Below are 19,984 nucleotides of genomic sequence, written 5' to 3' on the forward strand. Positions count from 1 at the left end.
CGCACTAAGTCGCCCGGCACCCGAAGCGCCGAAGCGCCGAAGCGCCGAAGCGCCGAAGCGCCGAAGCGCCGAAGCGCCGAAGAACGAGACACGAAAGGGCCGGCGGGAGAAGATCCCGCCGGCCCTTTCCGTTGTGCAGAAGTGCGAAGTGGCTACGCCTCCGCCTTGACCAGGGGTGGGGGTTCGATCAGGGGGCGTTCGGCGGGTTCGGGGTTGAAGACGCCGCCGTCGGGGTCCTCGCCTTCGTAGGTGTCGCGGACGACGTCCATCTCCGGGTGCCTGATGTCGCGGATGACGTAGCCGACCAGGACCGCGAGGGTCACCAGGCGCAGGATCGAGGCGAGCACGAACACGCCCTCCGGGAAGACCTGGCGACCCGAGGCGCCCATGAGCTCGCCGTAGAACGAGACGAAGTACAAGACCTCGGCCGCTTGCCAGGCCAGGAAGGCACCCCAGCGCGGCCGGGCGAGCACCGCGAGGGGGATGAGCCACAGCACGTACTGCTGCGACCACACCTTGCCGGTGAGCAGGAACGCGGCCACGATCAGGAACGCGAGCTGCGCGAGGCGGGGCGTGGTCGGGGCGGTGAGGCCCAGGACGAGGATGCCCACGCAGCAGATCAGGAAGAGGCCGAGGTAGAGCACGTTGAGGGTGGCGTGCTCAGGGTCGGAGTCGAGGTTCTGGAAGTAGGGGAACCCGTACTGGCCGGAGCCGCGCGGGAAGTGGGCGCCGATGTACCAGAGGGTGCCCCAGTCGATGCCGCGCTGGGAGTTGAAGTCCCAGAACTTGATCCAGGAGTCCCAGTAGAGGGCCGCGATTGGCACGTTGACGGCGAGCCAGGTGCCGGCGCCGACGCCGAAGGTGGCGAGGGCCTCCTTCCACTTGCCGGTGCGCAGGCAGAGGACCAGGAGGGCGCCGAGGATCAGGACCGGATAGAACTTCGCGGCCGTCGCCAGGCCGAGGAAGAGACCGGCGAGGAGTGGTCTTCGGCGGGCCCAGCACGTCATGGAGATGGCGGCGAGGCCGACGCAGAAGAGGTCCCAGTTCACGGTCGCGGAGACGAACAGCGCGGGTGCCGCGGCGAACATCGCGGCGTCCCAGGGCCTTCGGCGCCGGACGGCGAGCGTGGCGGCGACCGCGGCGATGCCGAAGGCGCTGAGCACGACCGCGTTGAGGTCGTAGAAGGTCTGGCCGGGGTTGTCGAGCGCCCCCTGCTGGCCGAGGGAGTGCACGGGCAGGCCGAGCACGCCCATGAATGCGCCGGTCAGGACCGGGTACTCGACCTGGTGGTCGGCGTAGGGGACCTGGCCTTCGTTGAGACCCTCGGCGTAGTAGAGGGCCAGCACGTCGGTGTAGCAGAAGTACTTGTACTGCTTCATGTCCGCCCAGGCGCCGTCGCGGCAGGGGGACTTCTGCATCCAGGAGAAGCTGAGCATGGCGCAGATCAGCAGCAGGACCACCCGCGCGGGGGTCCAGAACCGGTTCGGTGTCCGCACGGCGTGACTGCCCAGGGGCCCACCGATCGACTCGGAGAGGCCACCGACGAAGCGGTCGGAGGTGGCGGGCTCGTCATTCAGGCGGTGCTCGGGTCGCACAGTCGGCGGCATCGCATCACCGTACCGTCGCAACCTCCGGGGCGGGTGCACCACCCGACGTGGTTTCCTCGCCGACCCGCCGGATCGGCATCGCGAACAGCAGCGCGACGGCGAGCAGCACGTACCAGTTCTCGATGAAGAATCCGAGGACGCCCTCGCCCCACGGGTCGACGGGCAGACCCTGGTCGTACAGCGACACCATGCCCACACCGACGGTGACAGCGATCAATACGGCAAGCCATCGCCGGCCGACGTCGAACAGGACGACGATGGCGGGCGCGAACCAGTAGATGTGGTGGATCCAGGTGATCGGGCTGGCCAGGCAGCCGACGAGACCGGCGATGGTGAGCCCGACGACCTCGTCCCCGGCGAGCGCGGCGCGGCGGGCCCGCCACAGTCCGACGCCGACGACGGCCAGCACCAGCAGCACCCACAGCCAGCCGGGCGCGTCGTACCGGGCGAGCAGCCCGCGCAGCGACTGGTTGGGGATGTACGCCGTCTTGCCGATCCCCTCGCCCTTCCACAGCGTGTCGGTCCAGAAGTCCCACGAGGCGCGGGGTGCGACCGCGGCGGCCAGCAACGTGGCGGCGGCGGCGCTGACGATCGCCGTGATTCCCGCCCGGTACCGGCGGCTGACCAGCAGATACACGATGAAGATCGCCGGGGTGAGCTTGATGGCGGCGGCGAGCCCGATGAGCACGCCCGCCCACCGGCTCCGCCGCGGCAGCAGGACCAGCAGGTCGGCGAGGATGAGCACGATCAGCAGCACGTTGATCTGGCCGAAGCTGAACGTTTCACGGATCGGCTCGAGCGTGGTGAACACGACGGTCGACAGCACCAGCGCGAAGGGCAGCGACCAACCGTGCCGGCGGACCGCCGAGGCGACGAGCCAGTACGTGGTGATCAGCAGGCCGGCGCCGGCGAGGACCGCGTACACGGTGACGGCGGCGTTCTTCGCCAGCAGCGCGAAGGGGACCAGCACCATCGCGCCGAACGGCGGATAGGTGAAGCCGAGCTCGCCCTGCGTCATGTCGGGTTTGGTGAACGTGTAGAGATCGTGCCCGTCGAGCCACCAGTCGACGGCCTGCCGGTAGATCTTGAGGTCGTAGAAGTGGTGCCGGATGCCATACCACCAGTGCGCGTAGGCCACCAGCGCCACGAGCAGCGCGAGCAGCCCCCACCGGACGGCCTTCAGCCTGCCCGCTTCCAACGGACACCCCCCCCAAACGACAGCGGCCACGGTCCCGGCGAACATACCGCCGTTACCGTGGCCGCACATCTTCGGCCTACCTTGATCAGCGTCTTCGTGTCGGCGTGGGGAAGATGCCCCCACCGTTGCCGCCCGGGCCCGGGGTCTGCGTGTCACCGGGGTTGCCACCGTTGCCGTTGCCGTTCCCGTTGCCGGGACCGCCCGGGATGCTCGGTTCGACCGGGAGGCTCGGCTGCGGCGAGATGCCGGTGCCGACGTCCTGGTTGCCGACGTGCTTCGGGCCCGGGAAGTTGATCTTCGGCTGCTTCATGATGGCCTCGGCCTTGTCCATGAAGTCCTGCCAGATCGGGCCGGGCAGGCTACCGCCGATGACGCCCTTGCCGTTGCTGTCGACGATCTTCTGCTCCTCGGCCTTGTTGCCGACCCACACCGCGGTCGCCAGGCCCGGCGACTTCTTGCCCGGGTCGTAGGCGGTGTAGCCGACGAACCACGCGTGCGCGTTGGAGGTGGTCTGGCCGAGCTGCCAGGTGCCGGTCTTGCCGGCGATCTGGCGGCCGTCCTTGAGCTTCAGGTTGTAGTGCTTCGGCACGCCCTGCAGGACGGTGTTGAGGTCGTCGGCCATCTGGTCGGTGAAGCCCGGGATGCGCTTCGGGTTGATCACCTCGCCGTAGGTCTTCTTGCCGTCCTCCCACACCTCCTTCAGGAAGTGGGTCTTCGCCGCGACGCCGCGGGCGGCGAACGTGGCGATGCCGCCGGCGTGCTCCAGCACCGTCACCGGGTACTGACCGAAGGCGACCTCGGTGTTGAAGTACTTCGGGAACACGTCGGATCCCTTGTTGGCCACGAGGTCGATCTTCTTGGACTTGTTGTCGACGTTGGCCCACATGTCGGTGATGCCGGCCGCGCGGGCGGTGTCGATCACCTTCGCCGGGCCGACCTTCTCGGCGAGCGCGAAGAACGGCACGTTGAGCGACATGACGGTGACCTCTTCCAAGGTGCACCACTTGCCGTCGCCCGACTTGCACTTCGGCGACGAGACCGCGCCCTCACCGGCGTTCTTGACCGGGTTCTTCGCGGTCCGGCCGCTGGCCGGGAACTGCTGCGGCGAGTCGCCGTTCCAGTAGGAGTCGATCGTGTAGCCGGCCATCAGACCGGTGGCGAGGGTGTAGACCTTGAACGTCGAGCCCGGCGGGTGGCCGCCGCAGCAGCTGTCGTCGCCGCTGCTGAGCACCGGGTCGTTGTAGTAACCGGCGAAGTCGCCGCCGTTGCCGCTGTCGCCGCCGTAGTAGGCCTTGACCGCGCCGGTGCCCGGCTCGACGGCCACGAGCGCGGCCTGCAGGTTGCCCGGGTACTTGTTGATCCGCGACTCGGGGTTGCGGCTCGCCTCCTGGACCGCGGCCTGCTGCAGCCTCTGGTCGACGGTCGTGACGATCTTCAGACCACCGTTGCGGATCTTGTCGAAGTTCTTGCTGCCGTCGGGGTCGACGCCCTCGTAGAGCGGGGCGTTGGTCTTCGGGTCCTTGAGCGCGGCGACCTCGTCGAGCACGTGGTGCACGATCAGGCCCTCGGGCTTGTCCATGCTGCCCTGCGTCTTGACCGCGTTGGCCCGGGCGACGGCCGGCGCGATGACCGTCGTCGGGTAGGCCATCTTCGTGTCCGCCTCTTCGGCCTTCACGAACTTGAGCGCGAGCATCCGCCCCTTGATGTAGTTGAACCGATCCGTCGCCTGCTGCTTGTCGATGTTCGGATCGAAGGGGCTGCCCTTGGCGTTGTTGCCCTCGGGGTTCTTGATGATGCCGGCCAGGACCATGCCCTCGGCCATGGTCAGTTCCTTCGCGGGCTTGTTGAAGTACGCGATGGATGCCGCCTGGATGCCGTACGCCCCTCGCCCGAAGTAGACGATGTTGAGGTACATCTCCAGGATCTTGTCCTTGTCGAACTCCTGGTTGAGCTTCAGCGCGATGACGGCCTCGCGCAGCTTCCGCGCGTAGGTGACGCCCTCGAGGTCGGCCCAGTGGCGCGCGTACTGCTGGCTGATCGTCGAGGCGCCCTGCCGGTCGCCGCCGGTCACGTTGTTCCACGCCGCGCGGACGACGCCTTTGTAGTCGACGCCGTCGTTGGTGTAGAAGCTGTTGTCCTCGGCCGCGACGACGGCGTGCTGCACGTCCGGCGGGATCTCGGTGATCGGGATGACCGTGCGGTTCTTGTCGCCGATACGGCCCATCGGGGTGACGCCGTCGGCGTAGTAGATCGTGGTCGACTGCTCCATGGCCAGGTCCTCGGGCAGCCCGACCTGGTCGAAGTAGTACGTGCCGCTGACCATGCCGATGCCGGCGATCATGATGAACGAGGCGATCGCGGCGATGACGATGTTGCGGCGGCGCCGGCGCTTGGCCTTGGCGCTGTTGCTCCGCCCCCGGCCGGGGCCGCTGCCACCGGGACCACCGGGACCGTCGGGGCCACCCGGGCCGCCTGGACCACCCGGCCCGCCGGGACCGTCGCCGAAGCCCTCGGCACCCATCGACACCGACGCGCGGCCTACCGTGGCCCGGCCGACCGTCGCACGGCCGGCGGAGGAGCCGGGCACCGACGCGGACCCGGACACGGAGGCCGAGCCGGACACGGAGGCCGAGCCGGACACCGAGGCGGAGCCGGAGACGGACGCCGACCCCACCGACGCCGACCCGGACGCACCGGACACCGGCACGGACGCGCGCCCGGTGCGCGGCTCGTCGCCGCCCGGGCGCCCTACGCTGGCACGGCCGACCGTCGCACGTCCCGCGGCGCCGGCGCTCGGCGCGGGCGCGGGCGCGGGTGGCGGCAGGGAAGGCGGCGGTGGCAGGGGCGGCACGCCGAAGTCGTCGCCGTCCGGTCCTGGGAAGGATCCAGGAACCTGCGCCCGGCCCGAGGGGGAGTTGGTCGGGTCACCGTAGTTCATTCGTCCCACCTTGCCGGTTGCGTCGTTGTCGCATGCTCCGTCGCCACCATGTCTGTGAGCTGAGGCACTCGTCGGTCAGGTCTCAAGTCTGCGGTCACGGGCGTCAAGCGGCCGTGAGGCCACGAGAGGTCACCGCTCGTCAGGGCATCGATGCAAATCGGCCCGCAGCGATCGCGGGCCAGGTTCACTCGGCCGCCCCTCCTCGGACCCGCGTCGTTGACCGACCGCCGGCTCCATCGTCCGATCCGGCCGTCAGGCCGTCGCGCCCCAGCAGATATTGCTCCACGAGGTGGTTCCAGCCGCAGGCGCGACAGACCTCCACCACGTAGACGTGAAACTCACTCAGCGTCATCGCCAGGAGTGGCAGCTCGGTCAGGCGGCGAGCCTGACCCGACGACTGCCGCAGCTCATCCCCATAGATGTAATGCACATGGGTGAGGTTCTCCCGGCGGCACACCGGGCACAGCTCCTCCGTCGGCTCACCGTGGAACTTCGCTGCGCTCTTCAGGTATGGCGACGCGTCGCACACCTCATAGGTGCCGACACGCCCGGAATGCACCTCACGCAGCAGGGCGCGTCTCCGTAAGGAGAAGTCGACCACCTGACGCTGGGTACGCATGCGCCGAGGGTACGCGGTCCCGCGCCACTCGGCGACATCGGTCACGATCGGTAACCGTCGGATAGACGATCAGGGGTGTGGTCCAGGCCACTTGGGCACGCGCGTTGCATCCGTTCGGCTGGGGGCCTACCGTTGCGATGTATCGGGCCGATACATCGGATCGGGTAAACGGAGGGAGGCCGGGAATGCTCGAACTGGCGATCCTGGGTCTCCTGCACGAGTCCCCGATGCACGGTTACGAGCTGCGCAAGCAGCTCACGACCAAGCTGGGCGCGTTCCGGGCCGCGATCAGCTACGGCTCCCTCTACCCCACACTGCGCCGTCTACAGACGGACGGCTGGATCACCGAAGGTGCCCCGCCGACTGGCATGCCGGCGTCACCCGACGAGGTCCCGTTGCTCACCGGCAAGCGCGGCCGCGTGGTCTACACGATCACCGCCGAGGGCAAGGAGCGCTTCCAGGAGCTGCTCACCGCCGCCGGCCCCGAGACCTATGACAGCGAAGCCGGCTTCGGCGTCCACTTCGCCTTCTTCGCACGCACCGACCCAGCGACCAGGCTGCGGATCCTCGAGGGCCGCCGCCGCCGGGTGGAGGAGCGTCGCGAGGGCATGCGCGACGTGCTGAGTCGAGCCGCGGAGCGGCTCGACGCCTACACCCTGGAGCTGCAACGCCACGGCCTGGACGCGTGTGAGCGCGAGGTCCGCTGGCTCGAAGAGCTCATTGCGAACGAACGCAATGGCACCACCCCTCAGCCGCCTTCGGCAGATCCGGAGCGGTCATCGTGAACAACAAGAAGGAGGCATCCGCGATGGGCTCCGTCCGCGTTGCCATCGTCGGTGTAGGCAACTGCGCCTCGTCCCTGGTTCAGGGCGTGGAGTATTACCGCACCGCCGACCCGAATGACCGGGTACCGGGTCTCATGCACGTCAAGTTCGGCGACTACCACGTCGGCGACGTGCAGTTCGTCGCCGCGTTCGACGTCGACGCGAAGAAGGTCGGCCAGGATCTCGCGGCCGCGATCAGCGCCAGCGAGAACAACACCATCCAGTTCTGCGACGTGCCGCCCACCGGCGTGACCGTCCAGCGCGGACCGACCCTCGACGGCCTCGGCCAGTACTACCGCGAGATGGTCGACGAGTCCGACGAGCAGCCGGTCGACGTGGCCGCCGCGCTGCGCGAGGCTCAGGTCGACGTGCTCGTCTGCTACCTGCCGGTCGGCTCGGAGCAGGCCGCCAAGTACTACGCCCAGGCCGCCATCGACGCGGGCGCCGCCTTCGTCAACGCGCTCCCGGTCTTCATCGCCTCCAACCCGGAGTGGGCGCAGAAGTTCACCGACGCCGGGCTGCCGATCGTCGGTGACGACATCAAGAGCCAGGTCGGCGCCACGATCGTGCACCGCGCCCTCGCGAAGCTGTTCGAGGACCGCGGCGTCGAGCTGCTGCGCACGTACCAGCTCAACTTCGGCGGCAACATGGACTTCATGAACATGCTGGAGCGCACCCGCCTGGTCTCGAAGAAGATCTCGAAGACCCAGTCGGTGACCTCGCAGATCCCGCACGAGATGGCGAAGTCCGACGTCCACATCGGCCCGTCGGACCACGTGCCGTGGCTCGACGACCGCAAGTGGGCCTACATCCGCCTCGAGGGCAAGTCCTTCGGCGACACCCCGCTCAACGCGGAGCTGAAGCTCGAGGTCTGGGACTCGCCCAACTCGGCCGGCGTCATCATCGACGCGCTGCGCGCCGCGAAGATCGCCAAGGACCGCGGCATCGGTGGCCCGATCCTGTCCGCGTCGAGCTACTTCATGAAGTCGCCGCCGGTGCAGTACAACGACCACGACGCGCACCAGTCGGTCGAGCAGTTCATCGCCGGCGAGATCGAGCGCTGAACCACTCCTTATAACTAGGAACGCCCCTCTCCGGACCGCCGGAGAGGGGCGTTTCTCATGACAGGCCGAACTCGCGCTCGATGCGGACCTTGGCCTCCAGCTCCAGCAGCACCTTCTTGCGCCAGATGCCGCCGCCGAACCCGACCATCTTCCCGTCGGCGCCGACCACGCGATGGCACGGCACGATGATCGGCAGCGGGTTGCGGTTGCAGGCGACCCCGACCGCCCTGGCCCCGTCCGGCTCGCCGACCGCGGCGGCGATCTGCCCGTACGTGCGCATCTCCGCATACGGGATGGCCCACAGCGCCCGCCAGACGGCCCGCTCGAACTCCGACCCGCCGCGCACCGACAGCGGCACCGTGAACGGCGCCGACTCCCCGCCGAAGTAGCCGGTCAGCTCCTCGACGGCCCGCTCCAGCACCGGATCGCCGGCGGGGGCGAGCGGACCGGCCGCGCCGCCGAAACGCACCGAGCACACACCGGTGTCGTCCACCGCGATCCCGACCGCATCGATCGGCGCCTGCATCTCCGCCCAACGCACGCAGACAATTGTGCCCGAAAACGCGAGTGTCAGATTTGCGTCGGATGGATACCCTGCTAGTTCCAACGGGGAGGGGGCGCGATGGATGTGGTGTTCCTGGTCGTCGGCGGCCTGGGCGTCCTCGTGCTGGCCCTGTCGCTTCTCCTCGGTGACCTCTTCCATTTGGACGTCGACCATCCGGACGCCGGCGGCCTGTTCTCGCTACCGGCGGTCGCCGGATTCATCGGCGCGTTCGGGTTCGGCGCGGCGATCGTGTCGGCGCTCGGCGTCCCGGGGGGCTCGGCCGTTGCCGCCCTCTGCGGGATCGCGGCGGCCTTTCCGACGGCCTGGTTCGCGACCCGGCTCGCCCGGATGGCGATGAACATGCGTACCGACGCGACACCGACGCAACGGGACATGATCGGCACCATCGGCGTCGTCGTCACCCCCATCACCGTGAACGGTTTCGGCGAGGTGCGGATCTCCCTCGGCGGACAGCCCGTGAAGCTCAGCGCCCGCGCGGACCATCCGATCGCGCTCGGCGCACGGGTCCTCGTGGTGGAGGCGACCAGCTCCACCAGCGTGATCGTCGAAGAAACCCCTTTGTAGGTCGAGTAAACCCTTTTCAAGAAGGGACGTACATATGAATACGGTCCTGCTCATCGCGATCGGCGGCGGCGTGCTGCTGATCCTCTTCCTCATGCTGTTCATCGTCGCGCGGATCAAGGTCGCCGGCTCCAACGAGGCATTCATCATCACCGGCCGCAAGGGCAAGTCGGTGCAGGGGCTCGACGGGTCACGCTCCACCGACCTGTCCGGGCAGAAGGTCGTCATGGGCGCCTCGGTGTTCGTGGTGCCGATCGTGCAGAAGCTGCAGGTCCTGGACCTGTCCAGCCGCCGCATCCACGTCGAGATCACCGGCGCGGTCAGCAAGCAGGGCATCCGCGCCAACCTGCAGGGCGTCGCGATCGTCAAGGTCGGCGGCACCGAGGACGCGATCCGCGCCGCCGCCCAGCGGTTCCTCAACCAGCAGCAGGGCATCGACCTGTTCACCAGCGAGGTGCTCGCCGGCGCGCTGCGCTCGATCGTCGGCCGGCTCACCATCGAGGAGATCATCCGGGACCGGACCGCGTTCGCCAGCGCGGTCGCCGAGGAGGCGGAGCACTCGCTGACCAACCAGGGTCTGGTGCTCGACACGTTCCAGCTCCAGGACATCCTCGCCGACGGGTCCTACCTGAAGGACCTCGGCCGGCCGGAGGCCGCCCGCGTGCTGCGGGACGCCGCGATCGCCGAGGCGCACGCCCGCCAGGCGGCCGAGTCGGAGCGGCTCAAGGCGGAGGAGGCCATCGCCGAGGCCAACCGCAACCTGGCGCTCAAGCAGGCCTCCATCCAGGCGGAGATCGACGCCGCGAAGGCTCGTTCCGCCGCGGCCGGCCCCCTCGCCCAGGCCGAGCGCGAGCAGGTCATCCTGGCCGAGCAGCAGAAGGTCGCCGAGCGCAACGCCGAGCTCAAGCAGCGCCAGCTCGACACCGAGGTCCGCAAGCCGGCCGACGCCGAGCGCTACCGGGTGGAGCAGGAGGCGGAGGCGGCGAAGAACGCCGCGATCTTCAAGGCCGACGCGCAGCGGCAGTCCGTCATCGCCGCGGCGCAGGGCTCCGCCGAGCAGGCCCGCCTCACCGGTGAGGGCGAGCGGTCCCGCCGGGCCGCGCTCGCCGAGGCCAACGCGATCGAGGGCGCCAAGGAAGGTGAGGCGGAGCAGCGCCGGCGCGTCGCGATCGCCGAGGCGCTGGAGCGGGAGGGTTCCGCCGAGGCGTCGGCGATCCTGGCCCGTGGCCAGGCCGAGGCCGAGGCGATGAAGCTCAAGGCGGACGCGTTCGCCGCGTACGGCGAGGCCGCGATCCTGGACCTGCTGGTGCGGGTGATGCCGGAGGTGGTCAAGGCCGCCAGCGAGCCGATGGCCAACATCGACAAGATGACCGTCATCTCCACCGACGGCGCGTCGTCGCTGACGAAGTCGGTCGCCGGCAACGTCGCCCAGGGTCTGCAGCTCAGCACCGACCTGACCGGCATCGACCTGGCGAAACTGCTCGGTCGCCTCAGCGGCATGGTCGCGGACGAGCCCGCCAACGGCCGCGCCGCGGTCGAGGCGCCGAAGCCCCGGCAGGCCTGACAGACCCCATCGACGGCCGAGCCGCCGTCGATGCGCCGACGCCGTGGGTGAGCCCGCCGACCGCGGGCCTGCCCACGGCCGAGGTGCGGTCAAGCCGCCAAAGGCCTGAACGAGCCGTAGGCTTTTGGCGTGTCCACCGCCACCGCAGCTGCCCATCCACAGTCCCACTTCGTACGGGCGGTCCTGCGGCAACGTGGCTTCCGCCGCCTGCTCGGCGTGCGGATGGTGGCGCAGATCGGCGACGGCCTGTTTCAGGGCGCGCTGGCCGGCACGGTGTTGTTCAACCCGGAGCAGCGCGCCGGCGGCATGGCCATCGCCGCCGGCTTCGCCGTCCTCCTGCTGCCGTATTCGCTGATCGGGCCGTATGTCGGGGTGTTCCTCGACCGGTGGCGGCGGCGCACGATCATCCTGCGGGCCAACCTGCTGCGCGCCGTCCTGGTGCTGCCGATCGCGCTGTACATCTGGCAGGGGCACGAGTCGCCGGTGCCGTTCCTGCTGGCGCTCGTGGTCACCGGGTTGAACCGGTTCTTCCTGGCCGGGCTGTCCGCGGCGACCCCGCACGTCGTCGACGACCACATGCTGGTGACCGCCAACTCGTTCGCCGCGACCCTCGGCTCGCTCAGCTTCTCCCTCGGCATCGGCGTCGGCGCGACGCTGATCAAGACGGTGCTGGCCACGTCGTTCCACGGCTATGCGCTGGTCGCCTCGATGGCGGCCGCGTTCTACCTGGCGTCCGCGCTGATCGGCCGGTCGTCGTTCGCCGCCGACGAGCTGGGGCCCGACGCCGCGCAGCAGACCAAGAGCTCGATCCGGCAGGCGGTCGACGAGGTCAACCGCGGCACCGTCGCCGGGGTCCGTCACCTCGCGGCGAAGCGCGGCGCCGCCTATCTCGTCCTGGTGCAGGCGATGTTCCGGCTGCTGTACGGCGTGGTCCTACTGGCCTGCCTGCTGCTGTTCCGCTCCGTGTTCAACACCGGCAGCGAGGTCAGCGACTCCTTCGGTACCATCGCCAACGCCTTCGCCGCAGGCGGCGTCGGGATGCTGCTGGCGTCCTTCGTGACCCCGCCGGTGGCCCGCCGGATGGGCGGCTGGCGCTGGGTGACGGTCGTGCTGGCGGCAACGGGCGCGGCGATCCTCGGCTTCGGGCTGCCCTTCGACCCGGTGCTGCTGCTCGGGGCGGTGTTCGTCACCAGCCTCGCGGCCCAGGCGATCAAGATCGTCACCGACACGTCACTGCAGCACGAGTGCGCCGACGATTTCCGCGGGCGGGTGTTCAGCATCAACGACACCGCGTTCAACATCATGCTGGTCGCCGGCATGTACATCGGCGCGCTGACCCTGCCCTACACCGGCCAGTCGGCGGTGGTGCTCAGCGGGGTGGCGATCTGCTACATGCTGACCGCCGTGGGCTACGCGGTGCTCGGCGGCCGGTGGGCCCGCCGGGTCGGCGACGACATCGCACAACCCGGCGGGAAGCGCCTCACGTCTTTAGCTTGAGGTCTTCTTCGCCTGCACCTGGGTCGTCAGGTTCGAGAACGACAGGCTGTTGCCGCTGCACGTGTACTTGCTCGGCGTGTCGTCGGGCTCGAACGCGGTCTCCTCGTTGGCGCCGGTGGCCGGAATGGACGTCACCAACTTGCCGGTGGCCTTCGGGTTCTCGTACACGATGCTGCCGCTGGTGGTGTGCACCGTCGCGGTGACGGTCGCGTTGACCGTGACCGTCACCGCGATCTGCGTGCCGGAGACCGTCGGGTTGGCCTTGTAGATGCTGTTCTCGTAGGTCTCGGTGTAGTTGCCGTCGGCGTCGAACTTCAGCTTCGAGCCGTTCTTGTCCAGCGTGAGCTTGAGTCCGCCCTCGACGCCATCCATCGGCGCTACCTGGCTGTAGCTGGTCGTCGTCCAGCTGCCGATGAGGCAGGTGTCGATCGCCGCGCTCGGCTTGGCGCTCGCCCCGGCGCTCGCACCGGCGGAGGTGGTCTTGCCCGGGTCGGCGACGTTCTTCGGGTCGTCGTCCTTGCGCAGGGCGACCACGGCGACGATCGCGATCACGAGGACCACGACCACGCCGGACAGCGCGATCAGCGGCATCATGAACTTGTTGCGCCGCGGCGGGGTCGGCGACGCGCCGTACTGGCCGCCGTAGGTGGTCGGCGGGAACGCCGGCGGCCCGCTGACCTGGCTGGGGTAGGCCGGCTGACCGCTGACCTGGCCGGGGTAGCCCGGCTGGCTCGGATAGCCCGGCCCGCTGACCTGCTGGTCGGGGAACGAGGGTCCGTTGCTTTGGTAGCCGGCATAGGGCGCGCCGCTGTACGGGTCGCCACCGTAGGGCGAGCCGCTCACCGGCGGTTGCGGCGCCTGCGGGACGCCTCGATAGGTGCGGCACTGCGTGCAGTAACCGTTCGTATCAATGCCCATGCCGCCGCAGGTAGGACACGGCTGCATGTCTGCCTCCAGAGTTTTTTCAGGGGTGGCCGGGCCCACAACCGTGGTGCGGCCGAAAAGGGGGGAACGTGTAGCGACGGTAGCTGACCGGGTCTACGTGCAGAACCGGCTGAATCGCCACATGCACGACCCAACCGGGGTCAGAGTTCTGACAGCGTTGAACCTGCCAGGAGTCCTCCGGAAGAATGTGAGCCGTGCCTCAGCCGCTGGTCGTCGTCTTCGCCGGAACGTCGTGGGACGGGGTGACCGGCTCTGACCGGCTGCTCGCCTCGGCGCTCACCTCACATGCTGACATTCTCTGGGTCGATCCGCCGATCTCTGCGGCGACTCCGGACCGATACCGTTACGGCGCCTCCCGCCTGGGCGTCTCCCCACAGATCCGTCAGGTGTCCGACGGTGTGACGCGGCTGACGCCGCGGGTGCTGCCGCTGCACACCCGCCCCTACATCAAGGTCAGCACCGCGGCGCTGATCCGCTCGCAGACCCGCTGGGCGCTGCGCAAGCTCGACCGCCGGCCGGCCGCGGTGATGGCGTGCAACCTCGTCGACGTCCTGCGCAGCTGGGGTCCCGGGGTGGCCAAGGTGCTCTACGGCACCGACGACTATGTCGCCGGCGCGGAGCTCATGGGGCACGACGCGGCGCGGGTCGCCGAGGACGAGCGGCGCCAGTTGGACAACGCCGACCTGGTCGTGGCGGTTTCCACGGTACTGGCGGAGCGCTGGACGGGATTGGGCGCCAAGCGCGTCGAGCTGATCCCGAACGGCGTGCAGACCTCGGCGTACCGGACCCCGGGCGAGCCGGCCGAGCTCCCGAAGCCGCTCGCCGGGCCCGTGGCGGGGGTGATCGGCCAGTTCTCCGACCGCACCGACTTCGAGCTGCTCGCCGCCCTGGCTGACGACGGCGTGTCGCTGCTGCTGGTCGGGCCGCACGACGCCCGCTGGGAGCCGGACCGCTTCCCGGCGCTGACCGAGCGGCCCAACGTCGTCTGGGTCGGGCGGCAGCCGTTCGAGTCGCTGCCGACGTTCCTGCGGCACATCGACGTCGGCGTCACGCCGTACCGTGACACGCCCTTCAACCGGGCGTCGTTCCCGCTCAAGACGCTGGAGTACCTCGCTGCCGGGAAGCCGCCCGTGAGCACCGACCTGCCTGCGGTGCACTGGCTCGACACCCCCCTCGTGCGGATCGCCGGCACTCCGAAGACGGTGGTTGCCGCGGTACGGGAGGCGGCGGCCGAGGCGCACGACCCGGCGCTGGTGGCCCGGCGGCAGGCGTTCGCCGAGCAGCACTCGTGGGCGGAACGGGCGAAGGCGTTGGCGGTAGCCCTGCCGCTTTGAACCGTTTGTAATCGTATGATCACATAATGTCATCACCTCCACCACCTTTGTCCGCTTCGCCGCCGGATCCCGATTCCGGGCACGACCCTCGAGGCGCTCGCGACCCACGCGGCGCTCAGGACCCTCGTGGTCCACGCCGGTTCGAGCTGGAGTCGGGTCCGCCGGCGCGGCCGTCGCTGCCGTCCCGCGCGCACGATCCCGATGCTTACGAGGAGTACGAGTACCGGGAGCCCGTGTACGGGTTCCCGTCCCTGGCGTCGGCCGCCCATCAGCCGTCGTCCGAGCACGAGGTGCCGGACTACGAGCCGCCGCGGCCCGGTGCGCCGCGGCCGCAGGAGCGCGCCGAGCCGTTGCCGCCGTCGGCGCCGGACCCGACCCTTCCCGCGTGGCTGCGGCCGGCGTACACCGCCGATGACGTGCCGGACTTCCATCCGCCGGGCGAGTCCGCCTATGGCGCTTCCCGCGGCCCCTCCTTTGATCAGCAGCCGCCCGGTCCCGCCGGGCCCGCCGCTGGACCGGCCGGTTCCGGCCCTGGCCCTGGCCTTGGCCCTGGCTCTGGCTCTGGTGGTCCGCCCGGGCAGCGCAAGCGGCGGCGCTGGGTCATTCCCGTCGTCGGCGGGGCCGCCGCGCTGCTGATCCTGAGCGGTGCCGCCACCGTCCTGCTGTACGTGCGGGCCAACGACTCGGTCGACACCACCGCCGGTCCGGTCGTCTCCGTGGCGGCGTCGACGGCCGAGACGGGCGCCCAGAGCGCGCCGAGCGCCGGCGACGGCACGAGTCGCGGTCCCGCGGCGGCCGGACCGAACGGCGCGGCCTCCCCGTCGGCTCCCGGTGCGGGCGTGACGTGCACGTACTCGCCCGCGGACCGCGGCGGCGGCGAGCCCCGCCTGGTGGCCACGCCCGCGCCGCGCGCGACGCTGACCGGCAAGCCGAACGCCACGCTGGAGACCAACCTCGGTGCGATCGGGATCCAGCTGTACGCCGACCGGGCGCCCTGCACGGTCAACTCGTTCGTCCACCTGTCCCGGGACGACTTCTACAGCGACACCCCCTGCCACCGGCTCACGACCGAGGGGCTATGGGTGCTGCAGTGCGGCGACCCGGGCGGCACGGGGACCGGCACGCCCGGCTACCAGTTCGGCGAGGAGAACCTGCCGACGGCGCTGCCACCGTACCCGCGGGGCACGCTCGCCATGGCGAACGCCGGGCCGGGCACGAACGGTTCGCAGTTCTTCATCGTCTACAAGGACAGTGCCATCCCGCCGGACTACTCCGTGTTCGGCCAGGTGACGAGCGGTCTGGACCTGCTGGACCGGATCGCCGCCGCCGGCACCACCATGGGGGGTGCCGACGGCGCGCCGAAGCTGGCCGTGAAGATCACGGAGATCAGGGTTTCGTGAGGCCCTCGGCGGCAGCCCAGCGCAGCAGCTCGGCCTCGGCCTCGTCCCGGTCGAGCGGACCGCGCTCCAGCCGCAGCTCTTTGAGGTGCCGCCAGGCTCGACCCACGAGCGGGCCGGGCGGCACCCCGAGCAGTTCCATGATCGCGTTTCCGTCGAGGTCGGGCCGGACGCGGGCCAGGTCCTCCTCGGCGGCGATCCGGGCGATCCGGGCCTCCAGCGCGTCGTAGTCGGCCGCGAGCTGCGCCGCCTTGCGCCGGTTGCGGGTCGTCACGTCCGACCGGGTCAGGCTGTGCAGGCGCGACAGCAGCGGCCCGGCGTCGGTCACGTAGCGGCGCACCGCCGAGTCGGTCCACTCGCCTCGGCCGTACCCGTAGAAGCGCAGATGCAGCATGACCAGCTCGGAGACGTCCGAGATCACGTCCTTGGGGAACTTGAGCGCCTTCATCCGCTGCTTGGTCAGCCGCGCGCCCACGACCTCGTGGTGGTGGAAGCTGACGCCGCCGTCCGGGCCGACCGCCTTGGTCGCCGGCTTGCCGACGTCGTGCATCAGGGCGGCCATGCGCAGCGTGAAGTCCGGGCCGTCGCTCTCGTGGCCGATGGCGTTGCGCACGACGATCAAGGTGTGCTCGTAGACGTCCTTGTGCTGGGCGTGCTCGTCGATCTCCAGCTTGAGACCGGTCACCTCCGGCAGGAACGTCTCGGCCAGGCCGGTGTCGACCAGCAGCCGCAGGCCCGTGATCGGGTCGGCGCCGCACATGAGCTTGACGAACTCGTCGCGGATCCGTTCGGCCGTGATCCGGGCGAGGTCGCCGGCCATGGCGGTCATCGCCGCCCGCACCTCGGGCGCGACGGTGAACTGCAGCTGCGCGGCGAACCGTGCGGCCCGCAGCATCCGCAGCGGATCGTCGGCGAACGACTCCTCCGGGGCGCCCGGCGTGCGCAGGACACGCTCGGCGAGGTCGGTGAGGCCGCCGTACGGGTCGGTGAACTCGTGCCCCGGCACCGAGACGGCCATCGCGTTGACGGCGAAGTCGCGGCGGCGCAGGTCGTCGACCAGGTTGTCGCCGTACTGGACGATCGGGTTGCGGCTGACGCGGTCGTAGGCGTCGGCGCGGAACGTGGTGACCTCGATGCGCAGGCCCTTGCGGGCGAGCCCGATCGTGCCGAACTCCTGGCCGGTCGTCCACACCGCCTCGGCCCAGCCGTCGATGATCCGCAGCGTCTCCTCGGGCCGGGCATCGGTGGTGAAGTCCAGGTCGTCGCCGAGGCGCCCGAGGAGCGCGTCACGCACCGAACCGCCGACGAGGTGCAGCTCGTGCCCTGCCGCAGCGAACCGGCGGCCGAGCTCGTCGGCGACGGGGGAGACGCGCATCAGCTCGTGCACGGCACGACGCTGGGCGTCGGTGAGGGCGCGGGTGCTCCCGGCGCGCGCGGCATCGGCCCGTGCGGCTTCGGCCCGAGCGGCGTCGGTTCGTGTGGTTTCGGACATCGGTCGGTGAGCCTATCGCGAGGGCATGTGCGGTGGGCAAGGAGCGGACACCGAGGGTAGTCGCCGTGTCGGCGACCGGTCGCGTGATTTGTCGGCTCCTCGGTCGGGCGGTGGACATGTCAGGGGGTGCCACTATGGTCTGTGCTGCGAGCGGAAGCACGGCCGAGTTGGGGTGTGGCGGATGGACCCGGCAGACGACGGGCGCTGGAGCAACGAGCCGACGGCAGTGCTGCGGCCGGTGACCGAGGGCGCTCACCGGGCGCCTGAGCCCGTGGATCCCGCGAACGCGCCAACGGTCAGTCTGCCGCTGGTCACCGCGCGACCCGAGGCCCCCCTGGTCGAGGAGTCGGAGCCACCGCAGGGTCCGGGCGACGACGAGAGCACCGGCACGGTCGTGCGCAACAGCAGCACCATGGCGATCCTGAGCCTGGTGAGCCGCGCCACCGGCTTCCTGCGGGCCGCGGCGATCTCGGCCGCCATCGGCGGTTTCGCCGTGGGCGACGACTACACGCTGGCCAACAACCTGCCCAATCAAATCTACGAGCTCCTGCTCGGCGGCGTCCTGGCCAGCGTGCTGATCCCGACGCTCGTGCGGGCGCGCAAGCAGGAGCCCGACCGGGGCGAGGCCTATGCGCAGCGCCTGCTGACCCTGGCGGTGGTCGCGCTCGGCGCGGCGACGCTGGTGGTGGTCCTGGCCGCGCCGCTGCTCACCGCGGTCTACACGGTGGGCAACGACCGGGTCACGGCGACCGACCGCGACCTGATCACGCTGCTGGCCTATCTGCTGCTGCCCGAGATCTTCTTCTACGGGCTGGCGGGCATCTTCGCCGCGATCCTCAACGTGCGGGGGCACTTCGCCGCCCCCATGTGGACACCGATCCTCAACAATTTCGTGATCATCGCCACGGCCGGCATCTTCGTGCTGCTGCCCGGCCCCAACCTGCCGACGCCCGAGTCGATCACGCTGCCGCAGGTCCTGGTGCTCGGCATCGGCACCACGCTCGGCATCGTGATCCAGTCGCTGGGCCTGTGGCCGGCGATGCGCAAGACGGGCTTCCGCTGGAAGTGGCGCTTCGACTTCGGCAAGCTCAACCTGCGCGAGCTGGCCCGCCTCGGCACCTGGATGCTGCTCTACGTCGGGGTCAACCAGATCGGCATCACGGTCGTGATGGTGCTCGCGAAGAACAACTCCCTGCGCGGCGGCGACGGCCCCGCGATCTTCAACAACGCGTTCCTGATCTTCATGATGGCCCATGGCATCGTCGCGGTCTCCGTGATCACCGCGCTGATGCCGCGCATCTCGTCCGCCGCGGCGGACGGCAGGTTCGGCGACGTCACCGACCAGCTCTCCCAGGGCACCCGGCTGGCGTCGGTGATCCTCATCCCGGCCGCCGCCATCTACCTGGTGCTGGGCCAGCCGCTCGCCGTCACGCTGTTCAACTGGGGGCAGTATGACTACGACACCGCCCTCGCGACCGGCTGGGTGGTGAGCGCGGCGGGGCTGGGCCTGCTGCCGTTCGCGCTGAGCCAGATGCAGACCAGCGTCTTCTACGCGATGCGCGACACGCGCACGCCCGCCCTGGTCAACATCGGCGGCGTGGCCGTCCGGCTGCTGCTGGACGTCGCCTTCTACTTCGTCCTGCCGATCGCGGCCGTGACGGCCTCGCTGATGGTGGGCACGGCGCTGTCGTTCGTCGCGGCCCTGGTGATGGGCTACTGGCTGCTGCGCACCCGCCTGGGCCGGCTCGGCCTGGCGAAGGTCGCCGACACCCTGGGCCGGCTCGCGGCCGCCGCGGCCGTCGGCGGTGTCCTCGCCCTCGCCGTCTCCTGGGTCATCGGCAAGGTCCTCGACCCGGGCAAGGTCACCAGTTTCGTGCAGCTCCTCGTGGGCTGCGCCGTCCTGCTGGCCGCCTACGCGGCGACCGCCCTGGCCCTCCGCGTGCCCGAGGTCCGTCAGTTCGCCGGCCTGATCAAGGGCAAGCTGGGCCGATGACCGTCCCCAGCCGATTCCCCGGGGCGGTGCCCTGCCTGCTGTGCCTCCGGACGCCACCGCGCGGAGTTGTGCGGAAGGTCGCAGCGGCGGGCGGCCCGGCGAGCCTCGCTGCCGAGTCCGTCGAGTCGCGCTCGTTCCCGCCGATGGGCGGGTCGCGAGACGGGGCGAGCCGGCGGAAGACGGGTGAAAGGTATATGACCGCTATGTCCAGGCATGGGTGATCAATTGGCATCGCCATGGGTGGTCCGGAGAAGATGACGTGTCGGAACCCTTAGACCTGACCGGTAAGGTCAACCTCGACGCCCCGCCGGAGCGCTTAGGCTTAGTGACTGCGACTCGCGTTACGACGGACGCCCCAGGTGAGCACACGAATCGGAAGGGAGGAC

Annotated in this window: 15 protein-coding genes; 8 read left to right on the top strand and 7 right to left on the bottom strand. The window is 70.0% G+C overall.

Annotated elements, in window-relative coordinates:
• Positions 1-152: 152 nt before the first annotated feature.
• The 4 genes from AB0J72_RS01810 to AB0J72_RS01825 form a co-directional block, all read right to left on the bottom strand.
• Positions 153-1,607 carry a glycosyltransferase 87 family protein gene (locus AB0J72_RS01810; RefSeq protein ID WP_363393381.1) on the bottom strand — a complete coding sequence of 485 codons (1,455 nt, stop codon included), beginning with the start codon at positions 1,605-1,607 and terminating at the stop codon, positions 153-155.
• Between the two features lie 4 nt (positions 1,608-1,611).
• Positions 1,612-2,805 carry a glycosyltransferase 87 family protein gene (locus AB0J72_RS01815; protein ID WP_363393383.1) on the bottom strand — a complete coding sequence of 398 codons (1,194 nt, stop codon included), beginning with the start codon at positions 2,803-2,805 and terminating at the stop codon, positions 1,612-1,614.
• Between the two features lie 85 nt (positions 2,806-2,890).
• A complete protein-coding gene (locus AB0J72_RS01820; RefSeq protein ID WP_363393385.1) occupies positions 2,891-5,743 on the bottom strand; it encodes a transglycosylase domain-containing protein in 2,853 nt (950 codons plus the stop codon).
• A gap of 184 nt (positions 5,744-5,927) precedes the next feature.
• Positions 5,928-6,362: a DUF5318 domain-containing protein gene (locus tag AB0J72_RS01825; protein WP_344508543.1), complete on the bottom strand. Its 435-nt coding sequence runs from the start codon at positions 6,360-6,362 to the stop codon at positions 5,928-5,930.
• 185 nt (positions 6,363-6,547) lie between these two features.
• Here AB0J72_RS01825 and AB0J72_RS01830 point away from each other — a divergent pair, with 185 nt between their 5' ends.
• Positions 6,548-7,147 (top strand): PadR family transcriptional regulator, encoded by a 600-nt coding sequence (locus AB0J72_RS01830; protein WP_344508541.1) that lies wholly within the window; start codon positions 6,548-6,550, stop codon positions 7,145-7,147.
• A gap of 23 nt (positions 7,148-7,170) precedes the next feature.
• Positions 7,171-8,250: an inositol-3-phosphate synthase gene (locus tag AB0J72_RS01835; RefSeq protein WP_360569349.1), complete on the top strand. Its 1,080-nt coding sequence runs from the start codon at positions 7,171-7,173 to the stop codon at positions 8,248-8,250.
• A 55-nt stretch (positions 8,251-8,305) separates the two neighbouring features.
• Here AB0J72_RS01835 and AB0J72_RS01840 read toward each other — a convergent pair whose 3' ends face one another.
• Positions 8,306-8,791: a methylated-DNA--[protein]-cysteine S-methyltransferase gene (locus AB0J72_RS01840; RefSeq protein WP_363393388.1), complete on the bottom strand. Its 486-nt coding sequence runs from the start codon at positions 8,789-8,791 to the stop codon at positions 8,306-8,308.
• Positions 8,792-8,872: 81 nt separating this feature from the next.
• On the opposite strand from AB0J72_RS01840, the gene AB0J72_RS01845 reads away from it, so the two are divergent.
• From AB0J72_RS01845 to AB0J72_RS01855, 3 genes are all read left to right on the top strand, one after another.
• Positions 8,873-9,379: an NfeD family protein gene (locus AB0J72_RS01845; RefSeq protein ID WP_363393389.1), complete on the top strand. Its 507-nt coding sequence runs from the start codon at positions 8,873-8,875 to the stop codon at positions 9,377-9,379.
• A gap of 34 nt (positions 9,380-9,413) precedes the next feature.
• Complete coding sequence (locus AB0J72_RS01850) at positions 9,414-10,940, top strand: SPFH domain-containing protein (protein ID WP_363393391.1); 1,527 nt, start codon at positions 9,414-9,416, stop codon at positions 10,938-10,940.
• 129 nt (positions 10,941-11,069) lie between these two features.
• Entirely contained in the window at positions 11,070-12,437 is a 1,368-nt protein-coding gene (locus AB0J72_RS01855; protein ID WP_363393393.1) for an MFS transporter, read from the top strand.
• Here AB0J72_RS01855 and AB0J72_RS01860 read toward each other — a convergent pair.
• Positions 12,429-13,355: a hypothetical protein gene (locus tag AB0J72_RS01860; RefSeq protein ID WP_363393395.1), complete on the bottom strand. Its 927-nt coding sequence runs from the start codon at positions 13,353-13,355 to the stop codon at positions 12,429-12,431. The genes AB0J72_RS01855 and AB0J72_RS01860 overlap by 9 nt on opposite strands.
• Positions 13,356-13,576: 221 nt before the next feature.
• Between AB0J72_RS01860 and AB0J72_RS01865 the strand changes: the two genes are divergently transcribed.
• Complete coding sequence (locus AB0J72_RS01865; RefSeq protein ID WP_363393397.1) at positions 13,577-14,716, top strand: glycosyltransferase; 1,140 nt, start codon at positions 13,577-13,579, stop codon at positions 14,714-14,716.
• A 233-nt stretch (positions 14,717-14,949) separates the two neighbouring features.
• Positions 14,950-16,116 carry a peptidylprolyl isomerase gene (locus AB0J72_RS01870; RefSeq protein WP_363393399.1) on the top strand — a complete coding sequence of 389 codons (1,167 nt, stop codon included), beginning with the start codon at positions 14,950-14,952 and terminating at the stop codon, positions 16,114-16,116.
• On the opposite strand, the gene AB0J72_RS01875 is transcribed toward AB0J72_RS01870, so the two are convergent.
• Entirely contained in the window at positions 16,103-17,500 is a 1,398-nt protein-coding gene (locus tag AB0J72_RS01875) for a CCA tRNA nucleotidyltransferase (protein ID WP_363393401.1), read from the bottom strand. The two genes, AB0J72_RS01870 and AB0J72_RS01875, sit on opposite strands and share 14 nt — an antisense overlap.
• Before the next feature lie 286 nt (positions 17,501-17,786).
• Here AB0J72_RS01875 and murJ point away from each other — a divergent pair, with 286 nt between their 5' ends.
• Complete coding sequence (murJ, locus tag AB0J72_RS01880; protein ID WP_363393403.1) at positions 17,787-19,598, top strand: murein biosynthesis integral membrane protein MurJ; 1,812 nt, start codon at positions 17,787-17,789, stop codon at positions 19,596-19,598.
• The last annotated feature ends 386 nt before the right edge of the window (positions 19,599-19,984 follow it).

This window comes from Dactylosporangium sp. NPDC049742, assembly GCF_040674675.1.
Classification (GTDB): Bacteria; Actinomycetota; Actinomycetes; order Mycobacteriales; family Micromonosporaceae; genus Dactylosporangium; species Dactylosporangium maewongense.